16 protein-coding genes and 1 pseudogene are annotated in these 16,837 nt (G+C 64.5%); 7 read left to right on the top strand and 10 right to left on the bottom strand.

The features are described 5' to 3' along the window. The first annotated feature begins 49 nt into the window (after positions 1-49). On the top strand, positions 50-442 hold the full coding sequence (locus R2B70_RS12855; protein ID WP_042076678.1) for a DUF2750 domain-containing protein: 393 nt from the start codon (positions 50-52) through the stop codon (positions 440-442). A 96-nt stretch (positions 443-538) separates the two neighbouring features. On the opposite strand, the gene R2B70_RS12850 is transcribed toward R2B70_RS12855, so the two are convergent. The 5 genes from R2B70_RS12850 to R2B70_RS12830 form a co-directional block, all read right to left on the bottom strand. Further along, positions 539-2,389 carry an extracellular solute-binding protein gene (locus tag R2B70_RS12850; RefSeq protein ID WP_412055145.1) on the bottom strand — a complete coding sequence of 617 codons (1,851 nt, stop codon included), beginning with the start codon at positions 2,387-2,389 and terminating at the stop codon, positions 539-541. Positions 2,390-2,479: 90 nt separating this feature from the next. Then, positions 2,480-3,373, bottom strand: coding sequence for an EamA family transporter (locus tag R2B70_RS12845; RefSeq protein WP_318161657.1), 894 nt, complete (start codon positions 3,371-3,373; stop codon positions 2,480-2,482). 127 nt (positions 3,374-3,500) lie between these two features. Further along, positions 3,501-4,247, bottom strand: coding sequence for a DNA-binding transcriptional regulator YciT (locus tag R2B70_RS12840; RefSeq protein ID WP_318161656.1), 747 nt, complete (start codon positions 4,245-4,247; stop codon positions 3,501-3,503). A gap of 81 nt (positions 4,248-4,328) precedes the next feature. Continuing rightward, the gene (locus R2B70_RS12835) at positions 4,329-6,761 is read right to left on the bottom strand and encodes a formate C-acetyltransferase/glycerol dehydratase family glycyl radical enzyme (RefSeq protein WP_318161655.1); all 2,433 of its coding nucleotides are present in this window, start codon (positions 6,759-6,761) and stop codon (positions 4,329-4,331) included. Positions 6,762-6,765: 4 nt separating this feature from the next. After that, a complete protein-coding gene (locus tag R2B70_RS12830; protein WP_318161654.1) occupies positions 6,766-7,662 on the bottom strand; it encodes a glycyl-radical enzyme activating protein in 897 nt (298 codons plus the stop codon). Between the two features lie 127 nt (positions 7,663-7,789). On the opposite strand from R2B70_RS12830, the gene fsa reads away from it, so the two are divergent. Both fsa and R2B70_RS12820 read left to right on the top strand, forming a co-directional pair. Beyond that, a complete protein-coding gene (fsa, locus tag R2B70_RS12825) occupies positions 7,790-8,440 on the top strand; it encodes a fructose-6-phosphate aldolase (RefSeq protein WP_216990596.1) in 651 nt (216 codons plus the stop codon). Between the two features lie 100 nt (positions 8,441-8,540). Continuing rightward, positions 8,541-8,729, top strand: a complete 189-nt coding sequence (locus R2B70_RS12820) for a hypothetical protein (protein WP_042076666.1) — start codon at positions 8,541-8,543, stop codon at positions 8,727-8,729. Here R2B70_RS12820 and R2B70_RS12815 read toward each other — a convergent pair. Further along, positions 8,726-9,921 (bottom strand): annotated as a pseudogene (locus R2B70_RS12815) (HD-GYP domain-containing protein). The gene R2B70_RS12820 and the pseudogene R2B70_RS12815 overlap by 4 nt on opposite strands. 172 nt (positions 9,922-10,093) lie before the next feature. Here R2B70_RS12815 and rsuA point away from each other — a divergent pair. Beyond that, entirely contained in the window at positions 10,094-10,786 is a 693-nt protein-coding gene (rsuA, locus tag R2B70_RS12810) for a 16S rRNA pseudouridine(516) synthase RsuA (RefSeq protein ID WP_042076336.1), read from the top strand. A 45-nt stretch (positions 10,787-10,831) separates the two neighbouring features. On the opposite strand, the gene R2B70_RS12805 is transcribed toward rsuA, so the two are convergent. Continuing rightward, positions 10,832-11,731, bottom strand: a complete 900-nt coding sequence (locus R2B70_RS12805) for a DMT family transporter (RefSeq protein WP_318161653.1) — start codon at positions 11,729-11,731, stop codon at positions 10,832-10,834. 266 nt (positions 11,732-11,997) lie between these two features. Here R2B70_RS12805 and R2B70_RS12800 point away from each other — a divergent pair, with 266 nt between their 5' ends. Beyond that, positions 11,998-13,635 (top strand): peptide ABC transporter substrate-binding protein, encoded by a 1,638-nt coding sequence (locus tag R2B70_RS12800; protein ID WP_318161652.1) that lies wholly within the window; start codon positions 11,998-12,000, stop codon positions 13,633-13,635. Positions 13,636-13,645: 10 nt separating this feature from the next. After that, positions 13,646-14,188, top strand: a complete 543-nt coding sequence (gene yfcE, locus R2B70_RS12795) for a phosphodiesterase (protein ID WP_318161651.1) — start codon at positions 13,646-13,648, stop codon at positions 14,186-14,188. Positions 14,189-14,247: 59 nt separating this feature from the next. Here yfcE and R2B70_RS12790 read toward each other — a convergent pair whose 3' ends face one another. The 3 genes from R2B70_RS12790 to flgA form a co-directional block, all read right to left on the bottom strand. Continuing rightward, a complete protein-coding gene (locus R2B70_RS12790; RefSeq protein WP_042076345.1) occupies positions 14,248-14,664 on the bottom strand; it encodes a flagella synthesis protein FlgN in 417 nt (138 codons plus the stop codon). Continuing rightward, the gene (gene flgM / locus R2B70_RS12785; RefSeq protein WP_042076347.1) at positions 14,661-14,981 is read right to left on the bottom strand and encodes a flagellar biosynthesis anti-sigma factor FlgM; all 321 of its coding nucleotides are present in this window, start codon (positions 14,979-14,981) and stop codon (positions 14,661-14,663) included. Before flgM ends, R2B70_RS12790 begins: the two co-directional genes overlap by 4 nt. Before the next feature lie 95 nt (positions 14,982-15,076). Continuing rightward, on the bottom strand, positions 15,077-15,682 hold the full coding sequence (gene flgA, locus R2B70_RS12780; protein WP_042076445.1) for a flagellar basal body P-ring formation chaperone FlgA: 606 nt from the start codon (positions 15,680-15,682) through the stop codon (positions 15,077-15,079). 234 nt (positions 15,683-15,916) lie between these two features. Between flgA and R2B70_RS12775 the strand changes: the two genes are divergently transcribed. After that, positions 15,917-16,828, top strand: coding sequence for a chemotaxis protein CheV (locus R2B70_RS12775; protein ID WP_042076348.1), 912 nt, complete (start codon positions 15,917-15,919; stop codon positions 16,826-16,828). Positions 16,829-16,837: the final 9 nt, after the last annotated feature.

The raw sequence follows: 16,837 nt of genomic DNA, 5'->3' as shown, positions 1-16,837 counted from the left end.
CCGGCAAGATGTGAACATGTCGCCCTTTATTTCATGAGAGACTTGACCGATGAGCTATGAACTTAGCGACACCGAGCGCAATGCCGCGCTGCAACTGAACGCCGATTACCGCTTTGATCACTTCATCAGCAAGCTGGTCGAGCACGAAGAGCTGTTTGTCCTGACCGACGAGCACGGCGTCATGATGCTGACGACCGAAGAGGAAGACTGCATTCCGGTGTGGCCGCATCCCGATTACGCCAAGGCCTGGGCCGAAGGGGAGTGGGCCGAGTGCAAACCGCAGTCCATCACCCTCAAGGTGTGGCTGGAGCGCTGGGTGGATGGCATGGAGCAGGACGAGCTCTGCGTCGCCGTGTTCCCGACGCCGGATCAGGAAGGCATAGTGCTGGATCCGGCCGACGTGGCCGACGCCATCGCGCAAAAGCAGGCCAAGCGCGGCTGATCGCCCCCGCTTGCCGCTGCAACCCCGGTTGCAGAAAAGACCTCGCCTATGTGCGGGGTCTTTTGTTTGTGGCGCAGCTAGGCGGCGCAAGCCGCTTCATTTCTGCTGATAGGTGGTATCAATCAGGGTGACTGCCGGGAAGGTCTGGCCTGACTTGATGGCGGCCCGGGTCTGCGCCTTCGCCTCTTCGTCGATCCAGAGCAGGCCGCCGAAGCTGTAGCCGCTGTTGCCCCCGTCCAGCGGCCAGTAGAGCAGATCGCTCTGGGGCGTCGCCGGCACCTTGGGCAGGCGGACCCAGCGCCAGGCGCCGGCCCGGGTATAGGGCACCTGGTAGGCGGGGACGAAGCTGGCGAGCTCATAGAGCCGCTGCTGGATCAGGCGCGAGAGCTCGGCCTTCTTGCCGAAGTCGAACGCCTTGTCGTACTGCTCCACCAGGGCCGAGAGGGCCTCGTCATCGAGGTTCATGATGTTGTTGGTCTGGGGCTTGTTGGCGTTGACCCTGTGGAAGTGCTCCCAATAGGCGGGGTAACGGCCGCCGCTCCAGGCCATCCAGGCGCTCTGGTGCTTCTTCTCCAGCATGGACTTGAAGCCGGCCGAGGCATCCATCAGGTTGAGCTCGAGGTTGAGCCCCGCCTTCTTCGCCTCTTCCCGCAGCAGGGTGAGACGCTGGGCGTGCTCCGCCGTGGTGTAGGTGATGGTCAGGGTCAGGGGCTGGCCCTTGTCGTTTCGCAAGATGCCATCCGGCCCGGTCTTGGTGAAGCCCGCCTTGGCGAAGTATTCCCGGGCGAGCTTGGGATCGAAGGGGCGTGCCTTGAGGTCGGTATTGGTGAAATTCCCCTGGCCCGAGCCATAGGTGTTGAGACGCTGGTAATCCCCCCGCAGCAGGGTGGCGATCATCCTGTCAAAGGCGAGGGCGTGCTGGATGCCGAGCCGCACGTCGAGATCCCTCAACAGCGGATCCGCGGTGTTGAGATAGAGCCCCATGGGGGGCTGGGGCGTCTGGTTGTAGAACCAGAGCCGCGCTATGTAGCCCTTCTCGAACTCCGGCGTCTTGCTCTTGTCGTGCCACCAGTTGGGCATGACCAGGGGGAAGGTGTCCAGCTCGCCGCGCAGGAAGTGCTGCCAGGCGATGTTCTGATCCCTGAGTACCTTGATCTCGATCCGGTCCGGGTTGAAGCGGTGCTGGAAGTAGCGCTCGTCATTGCCCCACCAATCCTTGACCCGCTCGAAGGTGATCGCCTTGCCCTTCTTCACCTCGCCAATCCGGTAGGGGCCGGTGACCGGCAGCACCTTCCAGTTGTACTCCTTGACCCAGTCGCTGGTCAGCTTGATGGCGTGGCTGGGTTCCGGGCTGAACGGCAGGGATTCCAGCAGATCCTCCCGGCTCTTCTCCGTGCCGCTGGTGATGGCCAGGGTATGGTCGTCGAACCGGGTCACCTCGCTTATCTGGGTGCTGTAGTAGTTGTTGTACCAGGGGTCGTTGATCTCCTTGCTGCGCATCATCTTGAGGGTAAAGACCCAGTCATCTGCGGTGACGGGCTGGCCGTCCGACCAGCGCGCCTTGGGGTTGATGCGAAAATAGAGGGTCTTGTGGTCCGCGCCGAAGGCCCACTGGTTGGCCAGCATCGGCATGGGATGGCCGGTGACGGGGTGGGTGCTCAAGAGCGGCAGGTTGGTCTCGCGAACATAGCCGGCAAAACCGCCGTTGGAGTCGGGCCCGTATTTGCGCAGGGTGAGCGGGAAGCTCGACATGAAGTCACGGAAGGTACCGCCCCGCCTGGCCTCTGGGTCGGCATAGACGGGGTCGGTGTCGTTGCTCTCCCATTTGAGGTCGGCCGGCAGGCTGGCACTCCAGCCGAAGGGGCTCCAGCACAGCGGCAGCACGATGGCCATGAGCCCCATGGCCCGTGATAAAGAGGGAATGACCGAGGGTGAAGGGTGGCGCATGTCCTTGCTCTCCTGATGATGGCGTCCGGCCGGGATAGGGGATCGGGCCCAAGAGGGCCTTCACCATCATGGGAAGTTTCCCCTGCGAGGTCAATCCTCGGCCTGGACCCTGAACAGCCGCATTCTGCCTCCCAGCAGATGCACCAGAAAGCCGAGCAGCACCAGGCCGGAGCCCAGCCACTGCAAGGGGGTGGGGTGTTCATCCAGCAGCAGGGCTGCGGCCACCATGCCGACGCAGGGCACCAGCAGGGAGAGGGGGGCCACCTGCGCCACCGGATAGCGCATCAGCAGCCGCCCCCACAGGCCGTAGCCGAGCCAGGTGGCGACAAAGGAGAGATAGAGCACGCACAGGAGCCCCTGCCAGCTGAAGTTCAGCAGGCTGCTGGCCATCAGCTCCGATCCCTCGAACAGCCAGGAGAGCGCGAGGAAGGGGAGTATGGGCACCAGGCCGCCCCAGGCGATAAGGCTGGGCAGCGTGGTCTGGTAGCGCAGCCCGATCTGGCGGTTGATGACGTTGCCAAGTCCCCAGCAGGCGGCCGCGCACAGGGTCAGCACGAAGCCGAGCAGGGTGAGGTTGCCCTCACCATGGGTGGCGATGAGGTAGAGACCCAGCCCCGCGAGGGGCAGGGCCACCCAGTGGTGGGGCTGCCAGCGCTCCCCCAGCCAGATCATGGCGAACAGCAGGGTGAACACCACCTGGGATTGCAGCACCAGAGAGGCCATACCCGCGGGCATGCCGAACTTCATGGCGCAGAACAGGAAGGCGAACTGGCCCAGGCTGATGGCGCCGCCGTAGGCCAGCAGCCAGCGCCAGGGCATGGCGGGCCTGGGGACCAGCAGGATGGCGGGGAAGACCACCCCGATGAAGCGCAGCGCCCCCAGCAGCAGTGGCGGAATGCCCTCCAGCCCCCACTTGATGGCGACGAAGTTGAGGCCCCAGCAGAGGATGACCAGGGCGGCCAGACACTTGTCCTTGGTTTGCATGCAACGTCCTTGTGTGAGCGGCTCCTGCCAGGGGAGGCCGAAAGAGGACGAGCATACCCCTGTCAGGGTGGGCGCCGTCAAGCGGCCAGGCGGGGGAGGCGTCAGGCCGCGAGCGGCCATGACGGGATCAGGCGGCGACGCAGTAAAGGGTGATGCCGCGCACCGCCAGGGCGGCCCGCATGGGGGCGGGCAGGGCATCGTCGGTGACCAGCACGCCGATCTGCCCCGGCGCGCCGAGGGGGCTCGGGTGGATGGCGCCGAACTTGCTGCTGTCGGTGATGACCACGTTGGTCACCCCCTTGGCCAGCACGCTGTTGACCACGTCGGCCCGCATCATGTCCCGGCCGGTGAAGCCGATCTCGGGGTGAAAGCCGTCCACCCCGATGAAGGCCTTGGAGAAGTGCACCTGCTCGATGCACAGGCGCGTCAGCGGCCCCACCACGCTCTCGCTCTGATGCTGGAACAGGCCGCCCAGCAGCACCACCTGGGCCTGGGTGTCCCGCAGCAGGTGGGCGATGTAGCTGCTGATGGTGATGATGGTGACCCGCTTGTGCAGGGCCAGGTGGCGGGCCAGCAGGGCGTTGGCGCTGCCTCCCTCGATGAAGACTGTCTCGCCATCCTCCACCAGCTGGGCGGCCCGCTCGGCGAGGCGCTCCTTGAGCAGGTAGTTGATGTTCATCCGCGCGTCGGGGTCGTCGCTCTCCAGCGCCATGGCCGAGCCGTGCACCCGTTTGAGCAGTCCTTGCTTCTCCAGCGCGGTGAGGTCGTTGCGCACCGTCACCTCAGACACCCCTGTGTGCCGGGAAAGCTCGGCCACGCTCATCTTGCGGGCCTGATGGACCAGGGTGAGGATCAGTTGGTGGCGTGGGTTCATGGGACCTCGCAGGTTGGGAAGATAGCGGCAAGCCACCCGCGGGTGGCTTGCCTGTCATCGGTCGCACGGGCGCTGTGGGCGTCAGAGACTGTGCTCGGTGCGGGCGATGATATCATCTTGCGCATCCGGGGATAAGGCGGTGAAGAAGGCCGAGTAGCCCGCCACCCGCACCACCAGATCCCGGTACTGATCGGGATGGGCCTTGGCCGCCAACAGGGTTTCCCGCGAGACGATGTTGTACTGCACGTGCCACCCCTTGTGCACCTCGAAGAAGGTGCGCAGCAGGCTCATCAGCTTGGCCTTGTCCCGCTCGTTCTCCAGGCTGGCCGGGCTCAGCTTCTGGTTGAGCAGTACGCCACCGAGGATGGCCGCCGTGGGCAGCTTGCCGAGGGAGTTGAACACCGCCGTCGGGCCGAGGCGATCCGAGCCCGACGAGGGGCTGGCCCCTTCCGCCAGCGGGGTGCGGGCGTGGCGGCCATCCGGGGTGGCCAGGGTGGCCGCGCCGAACGGCACGTTGGCCGAGATGGAGGAGGTGCCTGCATAGTAGGTGCCGCCGATGGGGCCGCGACCGAAGCGGGTGTTGTGCAGCCCCTTGAGCTCGTCGATGTAGCTCTGGTAGGCCTGCACCAGCAGCAGATCCACCTCGTCCAGATCGTTGCCGTATTTGGGGGCCGCATGGGTGAGGCGCTGGCGCAGCTGTTCCCCCTCGAGCCCGGCAAAGTCCTGCTCCAGCGCCTCGGCCAGCTCGCGCTGATCCACCACGCCCTGCTCGAACACCAGTTTTTTCAGCGCCGCCAGGCTGTTGCCCAGGTTGGCGATCCCCACCTGCAGGCCGGAGACCCAGTCATAGACGGCGCCCCCCTGCTTGATGGTCTTGCCGCGCTCGATGCAGTCATCCACCAGGGCGCTGCAGAGGATGTCGTGGGCCTGGGCCTCCAGCACGCTGTCCACCACGCAGTCGATCTCGATGGACTTGCGGGTGAAGTAGCGCACCTGCTCGTCCCAGCGGGCCATCACCTCGTCGAAGGAGGCGAAATTGCCCTCGCGCAGGGTCTGGGGCTGGGGCAAGAAGACCTTGCCCGTGGTGGCGTCGCGGCCGCCATCCAGCGCCGCCAGCAGGATGCGGGCGAAGTTGATGAAGCTCATGCCGGTGCAGCGATAGCCCCACTTGCCGGGCACCGCGGTCTCGATGCAGCCGATGGCGGCGTAGTGGTGGGCATCCTCCTCGCTCACCCCGAGCCTGATGAACTCGGGGATCACCACCTCGTCGTTGTTGAAGGCGGGCATGCCGAAACCGCAGCGGATCACCTGGATGCAGGCATCGAGGAAATCCTCGCTCATGCCGGCGTGGTAGCGCACCGAGAGGTTGGGCTGGGTCGAGCGCAGCTGCCCACAGGACTCCAGGATCGCGTAGGAGAGGCCGTTGACCGCGTCGTGGGCTTTGCCATTGCGCCAGTTCTGCCCGCCGATGGTGACGTTCTGATAGAGCGGGCTGCCGGCGGAAGCCTTGGAGTGGGTGCCGGAGCGGATCTTATTCACCTCCAGCAGCTTGAGCCAGCACCCTTGCAGCAGTTCGATGGCTCGCTCGCGTGGCAGGGATTCCGACAGCTCCACTTCCCGGCGATACCAGGGATAGAGGTACTGGTCCATCCGGCCAAACGACACCGAGTGGCCGTTGGACTCGATCTGCAGGATGAGCTGGATGAAGTAGCAGAGCTGCAGCGCCTGCCAGAAGGTTTCCGGCGGCCGGTGGGCGATGTGGGCGCAGTTGAGCGCGATGGTCTCAAGCTCGCAGCGGCGCTCGGGACGCGGCTCCTGCTGTGCCAGTTCGCGGGCCAGCGCGGCGAAGCGCTCGATGTGCTGGCTCACGGCATCGAAGGTGATGGCGACGGCCTGCAGGAACTGCTCGCGCTGCAGATCGGCCCAGTCCGCCAGATCGAGCCGGCCGCGCCGCTCGGCCACCCTGGCCTTGAGGCCGTCGAGGCCGAGGGCAAGCAGCTGTTCGTAATTGACCGCGAGGTGGGCATCTCCCGAGGTCATGTTGCCCTCGGCCTTGATGATGCCGCTCTCCAGCAGCGCCTTCTGCTCGTCGGTGAAGAGGCCGAAGCAGCGATCCTGCACCGTCTGGCCACGCCAGAAGGGGGTGAGGGCGTGGATGATCGCCTTGTCGGTTTCGCTCACCGCAAAGCCGGCACCGGGGCGGTCGGCCAGCTCGTCGATCTCCTTCTCAATCCAGCCCACCGTGTATTCGGGAAAGAGCGGCGCCGCCCGCACCTGGCTCCCCTGGTTGCCGACGATGAGCTCGTCGTGCTTGATCCAGATGGTGCGCTCCTTCAGATGATGAGCCAGCGCCAGGGCGCGACGTACCGGCAGCGGCCGGGCCAGGTGGGCCTGATAGGCCTCGGTATAGTGGCGGGCGCGCTCGGTGCAGACCGGCGGCTGGACGATGTGGATCAGGCTCTCCTTGTGGGCGCGGATCCGGGGGCTGAGGGTATTCAAATCGAGCTGGGTCATGATCTTATCCTCTGGTGACAGGGGTCAGCCCCTGGCGTTGGGCATAGGTGTGGGCAAAGTCGAGCAAATCCGGGTCATTGAGGGGTCGCTCTGGCGCCTCGTAGGGCAAATCCAGCAGGGCATATTTACCCGCCCCCAGGGTGTGGTAGGGGAGAAAGTGGATCTCCTGCACAGTGCCGAGGCGGGCGGCGGTGTCGGTGATGGCTTTTATCGATTCGCGGTCGGCATTGAAACCGGGGATGAGCGGCACTCGGATCTGGATGGCCACGCCGCGCTCGGCCAGACGCTTGAGGTTCGCCAGGGGCAGGGCGACCTTGCCGCGGGTCCAGTCGAAGAAGCGCTCCTCATCCACGTGCTTGAGATCCGCCAGCAGCAGGTCGAGGTGGGGGAGGCTCGGCTCAATCTGGTGCCAGGGCACGTGCAGGCAGCTCTCCACCGCGGTATGGAGCCCCTGGGCCTTGCAGCGGGCCAGCAGCTCTGCGGCGAAGTCGGGCTGCATAAAGGGCTCGCCGCCGGAGAGGGTGATCCCGCCGCCGCTGCGCTCGAAGAAGGGGCGATCCCGCAATATTGTGCTCATGAGCGCGTCCAGGCTCTCCTCCCGACCGCACACCTGCAAAGCCTCACTCGGGCAGAGGCCGCGCAGCCGCTCCACATCCTGGGCTCCGAGGCCGGACCGTATCAGCCGGATGCCTTGAGCGTCACGCAGAATGGCCGGGCAGGCCTGGCTGCAGAGGCTGCATCCCTCGATGCATTGGCGCCGGTCGAGCAGGATCTCCGGCCTGGGAGAGCGGCTTTCCGGGTTTTGACACCAGCGGCAGGCGAGGGAGCATCCCTTGAGAAACACCAGGGTGCGTATGCCGGGGCCATCGTGGGTCGAGTAGCGTTGCAGGTCGAAAATCATACCGCCTCCTTTTGGTTTTCATTCTATTTGCTTTCATTCGAAAGTCATTTTGATGTTGATCAATAAATTTGCGAATGAGAAACCGCTAGAATGGCGACAGATTGAACATCCCCATAAGGAGTCAGAGATGGAGCTTTATCTCGATACGGCCGATGTGGCCGCGGTGCGCCGCTGGTCGCGGATCCTGCCGCTGGCCGGCGTCACCACCAACCCGTCCATCACCGCGGCCGGCGGCATGCCGCTGCCCGAGCTGCTGCCCGCCCTGCGGGAGGTGCTGGGAGCCAAGGGACGGCTGTTTGCCCAGGTGATGGGCAAAACCGAGGCCGAGATGGTGCGCGAGGCGTTTGCCCTGCGTGAGCTGGACTTGGACCTGGTGATCAAGATCCCGGTGTGTGCGGAAGGACTGGCGGCCATCAAGACCCTGACGGCCAACGGGGTGCCGACCCTGGGCACCGCGGTCTATACCCCGCTGCAGGGTTGGCTGGCGGCGGTGGCCGGGGCCGAGTACGTGGCGCCCTACGTCAACCGGCTGGATGCCCAGGGGGGGGACGGCATCAAGACAGTGCAGGAGCTGCAGCAGCTGCTGGCGCTGCACGCCCCAAACAGCAAGGTGCTGGCAGCCTCCTTCCGTACTCCGCGCCAGGCCCTCGACTGCCTGCTGGCGGGCTGCCGGTCCATCACATTGCCGCTGGATGTGGCGGAGCAGTTGCTCCAGGTGCCGGCGGTGGACGCGGCGCTGGCGAAATTCGATCAGGACTGGCAGCGGGCGTTTGCCTGAGCCAGCTTGAAGGCAGGATGAAGGGGCGGCAGGCGGGCTAAGCTAGATAGAGAGGGCCCGCCGCGACGGGCCGAGAACGATGGCTGACCGGAGGTGTCCCATGAGCGATCATACCCTGCTGCCCCATGGCGAGGATCTGCGCCGCGCCGTGCGCTGGCTCAGCGACCATCATCTGCACGACATCCGGGCCATCGAGGAGGCCTGCCTGCGCTTCGATCTCTCCCCGCTGGATGAGGAGTTCCTCATCCGCTACTGCCGCGAGCAGGCCCCCGAGTCCCGGGTGCGCTAGACGAAATGGGCCAGGTTGATGCCAAACTCCTTGGGATCCACCGTGTTCTCTATGGTCTCCTGCACTCCGCTTCGGGCGAGATCCAGCCACTGTACCTCGAGATAGTGGCGCTGGGTCGCGTGATAGATCACCTTGACCACGGGCTTGAGCGGCTGCTGTTCGTTGCGCTGCATCACGACGGCCAGCCGCTGGTTGGATAGCTGCACCAGGGTGCCGACCGGATAGACCCCCATGCACTTGATGAACTTGGTCACCAGCACCCGATCGAAGTGGTGATCGGCCCCCTTGAGCAGGATGCGAAACGCCTGGGTCGGCTGCATCCCCCGCTTGTAGACCCTGTCCGCCGTGACCGCGTCGTAGACGTCGACGATGGCGCTCATGCGGGTATGGAGCGAGAGCTGTTCTCCCTTGAGCCGTCTTGGATAGCCGGTGCCATCGAGGCGCTCGTGATGGTTGGTGGCCACCTCCAGCATGGTGGGGGTGATGCCGGCGGTGGCGATCAGGATGTCGTGGCTGTGCACCACGTGCTGGCGCATGACATCGAACTCCTCGTCGGTCAGCTTGCCCGGTTTGTTAAGCACCTCGTCCGGCGTCATGATCTTGCCCACGTCGTGCAGCAGCCCCCCAGTGTCAGCTCCCTGAGCACGCTGCGCTCCAGCCCCAGATAACGGCCGAAGTTCGCCAGCAGGATGGCGACGTTCATGGAGTGCTCCATCAGATAGGCATCCTTGGCCCGGATCCGGGCCAGACAGAGCATGGCGTCCCCATGGGTAAACATGGTGTCCACCATCTCTTCGGCCACCGCCGCCAGCGGCGTGATGTCGATGGGTTCCCCCGCCTTGAGGTGGCGGATGAACTTGCCCTGCAGCTCGCGGGCCTCCTGATAGAGGCGGCGGATCTTGAGCTCGCGCCCTTCGCCGCTGGCGCTGCTGCCGGGGGGCTGGGCGCCGGCGGAGGGGGAGACAGGGGCCGGGGAGAGGTGTTGCTCTATGCCGGCCAGCTTGCTGCGGGCGAGATCCACCCGCACCGTGGTGACGCCGCGCCGGAGCAGGGCCTCGATCTGCTTGGTGCTGGTGACCAGCCCCATCTGGGCTATTTCCATGGCGCCGGTCTGGCTGGTGATGGCAATGACATACATGCCGGGTTGCAACTGGCTGACGGGAATGACGGGATGAGGCTGAGTCGGCTTCATGGGGACGTCCTGAGATTATTATTATGCATGGTGTGACGCTGCTGGCGGCAGTCTACCACCGGGGCCGGATGGCGTCAGGCACCATCTGCCGCTCTCCCTGCTTAGTGCTGGTGTTGTCGGGTTCGACCGATATAATGACGCCCCTTATCAAGATGGATTCCGAGGTTTTTGCATGCGGCTCGATAAATTTATTTGCGATTGCTCCGACTTGACCCGCTCCCAGGCGGGCAAGCTGATCCGTCAGGGGGAGGTCATGGTGGACGGGGTCCTGGTCAAGCAGCCCGCCTTCCACATCCACGAGCAGAACCAGATCGAGTTTGACGGCGTCACGCTCACGCTGAACCAGCGCAATCGCTACTTCATGCTGCACAAACCGGAAGGCTACGTCTGCTCCAACGAGGATCCGGATCACGCCACCGTCTTCCAGCTGCTCGACGAGCCCGCCATGGGCAAGTTGCACGTGGTGGGCCGGCTCGATCTCGACACCACAGGCCTGGTGCTGATCACCGATGACGGCCAGTGGTCCCACCGCATCACCTCGCCACGGCACGAGTGCGCCAAGACCTACCACGTCTGGCTGGCCGACCCCGTGAGCGAGGACGCCATTTCGCTGTTTGCCGACGGCGTCTATCTGCGCAACGAAGCCGACAAGACCCGTCCCGCCGAGCTGGAGATCCTGGGGGAGTGCGAGGCGCGCCTCACCATCCACGAGGGCAGGTATCACCAGGTGAAGCGGATGTTCGCCGCCATCGGCAACAAGGTGGTGGGGCTGCACCGGGAGCGGATCGGCGAGCTGACCCTGGACGAGGAGCTGGCGCCGGGGGAATACCGTGAGCTGACCGAGGAAGAGGTAGCCAGGTTCTGATCCCCCTCGCCCTGAGGGCGAGGGGAAAGGCCGGGGACAGGGGGATCAGGATCCCCCCAGCACCAGCGCCGTGCCCAGGGTCGCCAGCAGGGCGCCGGCCCAGGCGGGGAGCGAGGGCCGCACCCCCGAGTGCCACCACAGCAGCGGCAGCAGGATGACAGGGGTGGTGGAGGAGAGGATGGCCACCATGCCCACGTCCCCCTGACGCAGGGCCACCAGGATCAGCGTCATGCCGAGCGCCATCGCCAGAAACCCGTTGATGCCTATCATGCCGAGCACCTGCCGGTTGATGAGGTGGTGAGGCATGGCCAGCGGCACCCGCAGCACCCGCAGGGCGCAGTGGGCCAGCAGGGCGCTGCCCATGCGGATGCCGGAGGCGCTCACCGCGTCCACGGTGCCACCCATCATCACCGGCTTGGCGATGATGGCACCGAGGCTCTGACACAGGGCGGCGGTGAGGCCCAGGGCAATGCCGACGACGAGGCTGCCGCGCACCTGCTCCCATTCGCTCTGCTGATTGTCGCCACGGCGTCCGAACAGGATGGCGAGCATGACCCCGGCCAGCACCAGCAGGGCACCCACCAGACGCCAGCCTCCGAGCCGCTCGCCGAACAGCCAGAGCCCGAGCAGGGCGGAGAAGAGCGCGTGGCAGGAGAACAGCAGGCCGCTGCGCCTGGGGCCCAGCCGGTTCATGCAGGCGAAGAGGGCGGTGTCGCCGACGAAGATGCCGACGAGGCCGGAGAGCGCCAGCAGGGGGAGGGCGCTCTCGGTGAGCGTCTGCCAGCCCCCGGTGGCGAGGCTGGCGCTGGCCAGCATCAGGCTGACCAGGAACATGCGCCAGCGGCTGTAGGCAAAGGCCCCCAGATGGCGCGCCGGTTTGACGGAAATCAGGGCGGCGACCGCCCATAAACTGGCGGCGGCCAGCGCCAGCCATTCGTATCCCATAAAGACCCCTGAAACGGCAGAAACCCGCCGGATGGCCCCCCTGTCAGCCGGTCATCACGGCCAGACTGGCGGTGGAAGCATGCCGGCGGCGGCTCTCGCGCAAAAACGGCTGAAAAAAATAGCCCGAAAGACTCCATCTGCCGGGCAAGCCCGATACAATACGGGGCGTCTTCGGGGATAACAAGGGCGGCATCATGCATTCGGTTTCAGGCGCGCCGTCGGCCTTCCCCACCCTGCAGTCAGAAGAATTGAAAGAGGTTGATGTCATGTTTTACCGTTTCGCCGCCCGGCCCGCCCGCCGCTGGCTTCCTTCCCTGTTGCTCGGGCTGATGATGGCGCCCCCCCTGCAGGCGACCACAGTGGGGCAGCAGCCTGTGCTGTCGGACCGGCAGACCCTGGTCAAGGGGAACGGCGCCGAACCCGAGTCTCTGGATCCGGCCCAGATCCGTTCCGGCTTCCCGGGGGAGGTGGTGCTGGTGGACCTGTTCGAGGGACTGGTGAGCGAGGACGGGCAGGGCAGGATAGTGCCGGCCCAGGCCCAGCGCTGGGAGACCAGCGAGGACGGGCTGGTGTGGCGCTTCTTCCTGCGCCCCCAGCTCAAGTGGTCCAACGGTGAGCCCCTTGGCGCACGGGATTTCGTCTATGCCTGGCGGCGGTTGCTGAACCCGGCGCTGGCCTCGCCCTCCGCCGGTCTCTTGCTGGCGACCGGCATCAACAATGCCCAGTCCATCTACGCCGGTGCGCTCGATCTCGATGCCCTGGGGGTGGAGGCCGAGAGCGACCAGATCCTGAAGGTGACCCTGGAGCGGCCTGTGCCCTACTTCCTGCAGCTCATCAGCCAGCGTCCCTTCGTGCCGGTCAATGAAAAGGCGGTCAGCCAGTTCGGCAAGCAGTGGACCCAGCCCGGCAAGCTGGTCAGCAACGGCGCCTACCGGCTGGTGAACTGGGTGCCGAACGAGCGCATCGAAGCCGAGCGCAACCCCCAGTACTGGGACGATGCCCACACCCGGATCCAGCGGGTGACCTATCTGCCGCTCGCCTCCCAGCACGCGGAGCGGCTGCGCTACGAGGCGGGGGAGATCCAGCTCACCAACAAGGTGGCGCTGGAGTACTACCAGAAGGCCATGCAGGAGACGCCGGAGCGGATCTGGGGCCTGCCGCTGCTTGGCACCTACCTCTATACCTTCAACCTCAATCGCCCGGAGCTGCAGGACGTGCGGGTGCGTCAGGCGCTCTCCATGGCCATCGATCGCCGCCTGCTGACCGAGAAGGTGAGCGGTCAGGGAGAGCGTCCCGCCTGGTCCCTGCTGCCCGACATGCCGGATTATGACGAGCTTGGTTCGCCCCTCGCCCTGGAGGCGCAGCCGACCCGACTGGCCCGTGCCGCCGCCCTGCTGGCCCAGGCGGGCTACAACAGCGCCCATCCCCTCAAGCTGACGCTGACCTACAACACCTCGGAGAACCACAAGAAGCTGGCCCTGGCGGTGGCGGCCATGTGGAAGCCGCTGGGGGTGGAGGTCGTCCTCAACAACCTGGAGTGGAACGCCTATCAGGTGGCCAAGGACAGCGGCGACTTCATGCTGGCCCGCTCATTCTTGTTCGGTGATTACGTGGAGCCCTCTTCCATGCTGGGCAGCTTCCGTTGCCAGGATCCCCAGAACGAGAGCGGTTACTGCAACCCGGCCTTCGACGGTCTGCTGCAGCAGGCGTCGGAGACCCTGGATGCCAAGGCCCGGACCGGGCTCTATCATCAGGCGGAACAACTGCTGATGGAGGAGATGCCCGTCATCCCCGTCTATCACTACAACCAGATGCGGCTGGTGGACCCGGCCCTGCGCGGCCTGCCGAGCCGCAACCTGAAGGGCGCCATCGCCACCAAGGATCTCTACTTCAGTCAGCCATGAGGAAAGTGGGATGAAGATAGCAATTATCTCCGATGTACACGGCAGCCTGCCTGCCTTGGAGCGGGTGCTGGCCCGGCTCGCCCCCTGGCAGCCGGATCACTATCTGCTGCTCGGGGATCTGCTCAACCACGGTCCGCGCAACCCGGTGCCGGAGGGCTATGCCCCTGCGGCCGTGGCCGAGCGACTCAATACACTGGCTTCCCGCATCATGGCGGTACGGGGCAACTGCGATTCGGAAGTGGATCAGATGCTGCTGGATTTCCCCATCACGGCCCCTTACAACCAGTTGCTGGTGGACGGGCGGCGCTGGTTCGTGAGCCACGGCCATCTCTATCAGCCGGAGGCGGTGTCTCTGCCTGCGGGCAGCCTCTTCATCAGCGGCCACACCCACCTTCCCGTGCTGCGGCAGGACGGGGAGAGGGTCTTGATGAACCCTGGGTCCATCTGTTTTCCGAGGGGGGAGTGGGCGGCCAGCTACGGCCGTTACGAGGATGGTGTCATGAGCATTCACGCCTGCGCCGATGATGCCGAGCTGATGCGGCTGGCGCTCTGACCCGCGCGGGTCAGGACAGAGGGATAAAGGGGGGTCTCAACGCCGAAGCGGGAAGGGGGTCAGGCCTTGATCCCCAGGGAACGGGTGCCGGAGCGGGTATTGCCCTTGGCGTCGTAAGTCAGGGAGTTGCTGTCCTTCAGCTTGCTGAGGAAGCTGGCCAGCCGGCGATTGGAGACGATGCTGAGTTCGAGCAGGCGACCGTTGAGGTTGTTCTGCTCCTGGCAGGCTTCCAGCTTGGCCTGCAGGGCCTGCAGCTGGTCAGGGAAGGCACCGAGTCGTTGCTGCAGGTCGGGCTGCCCGGCCAGGGTCTTGTCCAGGGTCTCGATGGCCACCAGCAGTTGCTGCTTGCGATCGGCCAGCGCCGGCAAGGCGAGGGCCCGGTGAGCCTTGAGCAGATCAAACTCCTCCGCCAGCAGACCCTGCATCTGGGAGAGGTTGTCGTCCTGGGCGTGCAGCAGCTCGACGAGATCCATCATCCCAGCCGCTTGTCCAGATCGGCTTCAAAGCTGAACATCTTTCTGGCCACGGCTTCGCTGTTGACCTTGTACTCCCCACTGGCCACGGCCTTCTTCAGGCTCTCGACGCGGCTCTCGTTACCGGTGGAGGCGGTGTTGAGGGTCTTCTGCATCTGTTGCAATTGCTGCGCCTCGCTGGTCAAGGAGACAGAGTCGCTCTTGACGGTCGTCGCGCGGTTGCCCTCACCAGAGGTCGCGGACTTGGTGGCTACACCTTGACTGGTCCCGTTGTTTTGCAACCGGTTGTTAGCCAAGTTGTTGATATTGTTGATAGCCATAAGGTTTACCTTCGTCTGCTTTGCTGTTCGCTTACCTGTATATCGGTGACGGCGGTCAGAACTTTAGAAAAAAAATCGGATCGTTAACAAAACAGTCAAAACGTGACCACCACGGATCCCACGGCACTGACCTGGCCCTGCACCGCTCTGCCCGAACGAATGTTGACAAGCCGGATCATGTCTCCGAAGCTGCCATCTTGCAAGGCGCGGGCCATGGTTTTGATCTGCATGCTGCTGTTTTCGGCGACCAGGGTCACCTGATCCCCCTTGCAGACCACGCACACCTGGGTCAGCCGAATGGGTTGGCCGGGTTTGAGCTCGCGCTTGCTGCGTACCCCGACGAGGGCGGCCGGGTCGGTCAGATAGTCGCCGCGGATCAGGGTCTGATCCTGGTAGGCCAGGGTCAGCATGGACTCGCTTAGCACGTCGCCCTTGGCCACAGGGGCCGCCACGGTGACATAGGGCTTCTGGATGCTGACCCGCACCGGCAGATAGAGGTCCCAGGGTTTGTCTTCTTCACACTTGAGGTAGACTGTGGTGTTGCGGCGGATCTCCATCCTGGACGGGAGGGTGATGGTCAGGGCCTCCTCGCAGCGTGTCAGGGGGAGACGCTCGTCAATGGTCCCGGCTTTCACCTCGGCCTGGGCATCGAGAGGCATATCCAGCTGGCCGAGCACGAACTCCTGCGCCTGTTCCTGCAGATAGTCTGTGACCTCGGACGCCATGGCGTGAGACAGGCTGCAAAACGGCAGTAAGATGAGGAAAAGTCTACTAATCATTTTTGCTTACCGGTCGATAAGTTATTCACGTATACCACCGTAGTTAACTATGCTTGCACCAGAATTCGGTTGTCGAAACATCGCTGGTCTGATGCAAGCCAATGTGCATGCATAATAACATGCACGATCAGTGCCAAGCATTTTTAGGGAGTGTTTATGGCGAGTATTCTGGACTCGGTCAACCAGCGAACCCAGTTAGTGGGACAAAACCGGCTGGAGCTGCTGCTGTTTCGTCTCAACGGACGTCAAAGATTTGGCATCAACGTATTCAAGGTACGTGAGGTGCTGCAGTGCCCGCCCTTGACCGTCATGCCCAAGCTCAACTCCTGCATCCGCGGCGTGGCCCACATCCGTGGCCAGACCATCTCGGTGATCGATCTCAGCATGGCGATGGGCAAGCGTCCCATCCAGGACCTCTCCAAGTGCTTCATCATCATCTCCGAGTACAACAGATCCATTCAGGGGTTCCTGGTGCACTCGGTCGAACGCATCATCAACATGAACTGGGAGTCCATCCTGCCGCCACCCAAGGGGGCGGGGCGCATCAACTACATGACCGCCGTCACCGAGGTGGACGGCGAGCTGGTGGAGATCCTGGACGTGGAGCGCATCCTCAACGAGATCTCGCCGGTCTCCACCGAGGTGAGCGCCGAGCTGGTGGAGGCGAGCGTGGAGCACAACCCCCTGGGTCGCCCCGTGCTGGTGGCGGACGACTCCTCGGTGGCGCGCAAGCAGGTGCAGCGGGCGCTGGAGGCGATCGGGGTGCAGTGCGTGCTGGCCAAGGACGGGCGCGAGGCGCTCAACATGCTGCTGGAGATGTCCAGGAACGGCCCCATCAAGGATCAGATCGCCCTGGTGATTTCGGACATCGAGATGCCGGAGATGGACGGCTACACCTTCACCGCCGAGATCCGCAACAATCCCGCCCTCAAGGATTTGCATGTTATCCTGCACACTTCCCTCAGTGGGGTGTTCAATCAGGCCATGGTGCAGAAAGTCGGAGCGAACAATTTCATTGCCAAATTCCAGCCTGATGAATTGGCCAAGGCCGTACAAGGCGCTCTCTAATCAAGAAGA

Origin of the sequence: Aeromonas sp. XH (genome assembly GCF_033348475.1) — a bacterium.
Taxonomy (GTDB): Bacteria; Pseudomonadota; Gammaproteobacteria; order Enterobacterales; family Aeromonadaceae; genus Aeromonas; species Aeromonas sanarellii.
The sequence above is the reverse complement of the archived record's forward strand: the minus strand, read 5'-3'. Positions and strand labels throughout refer to the sequence as shown.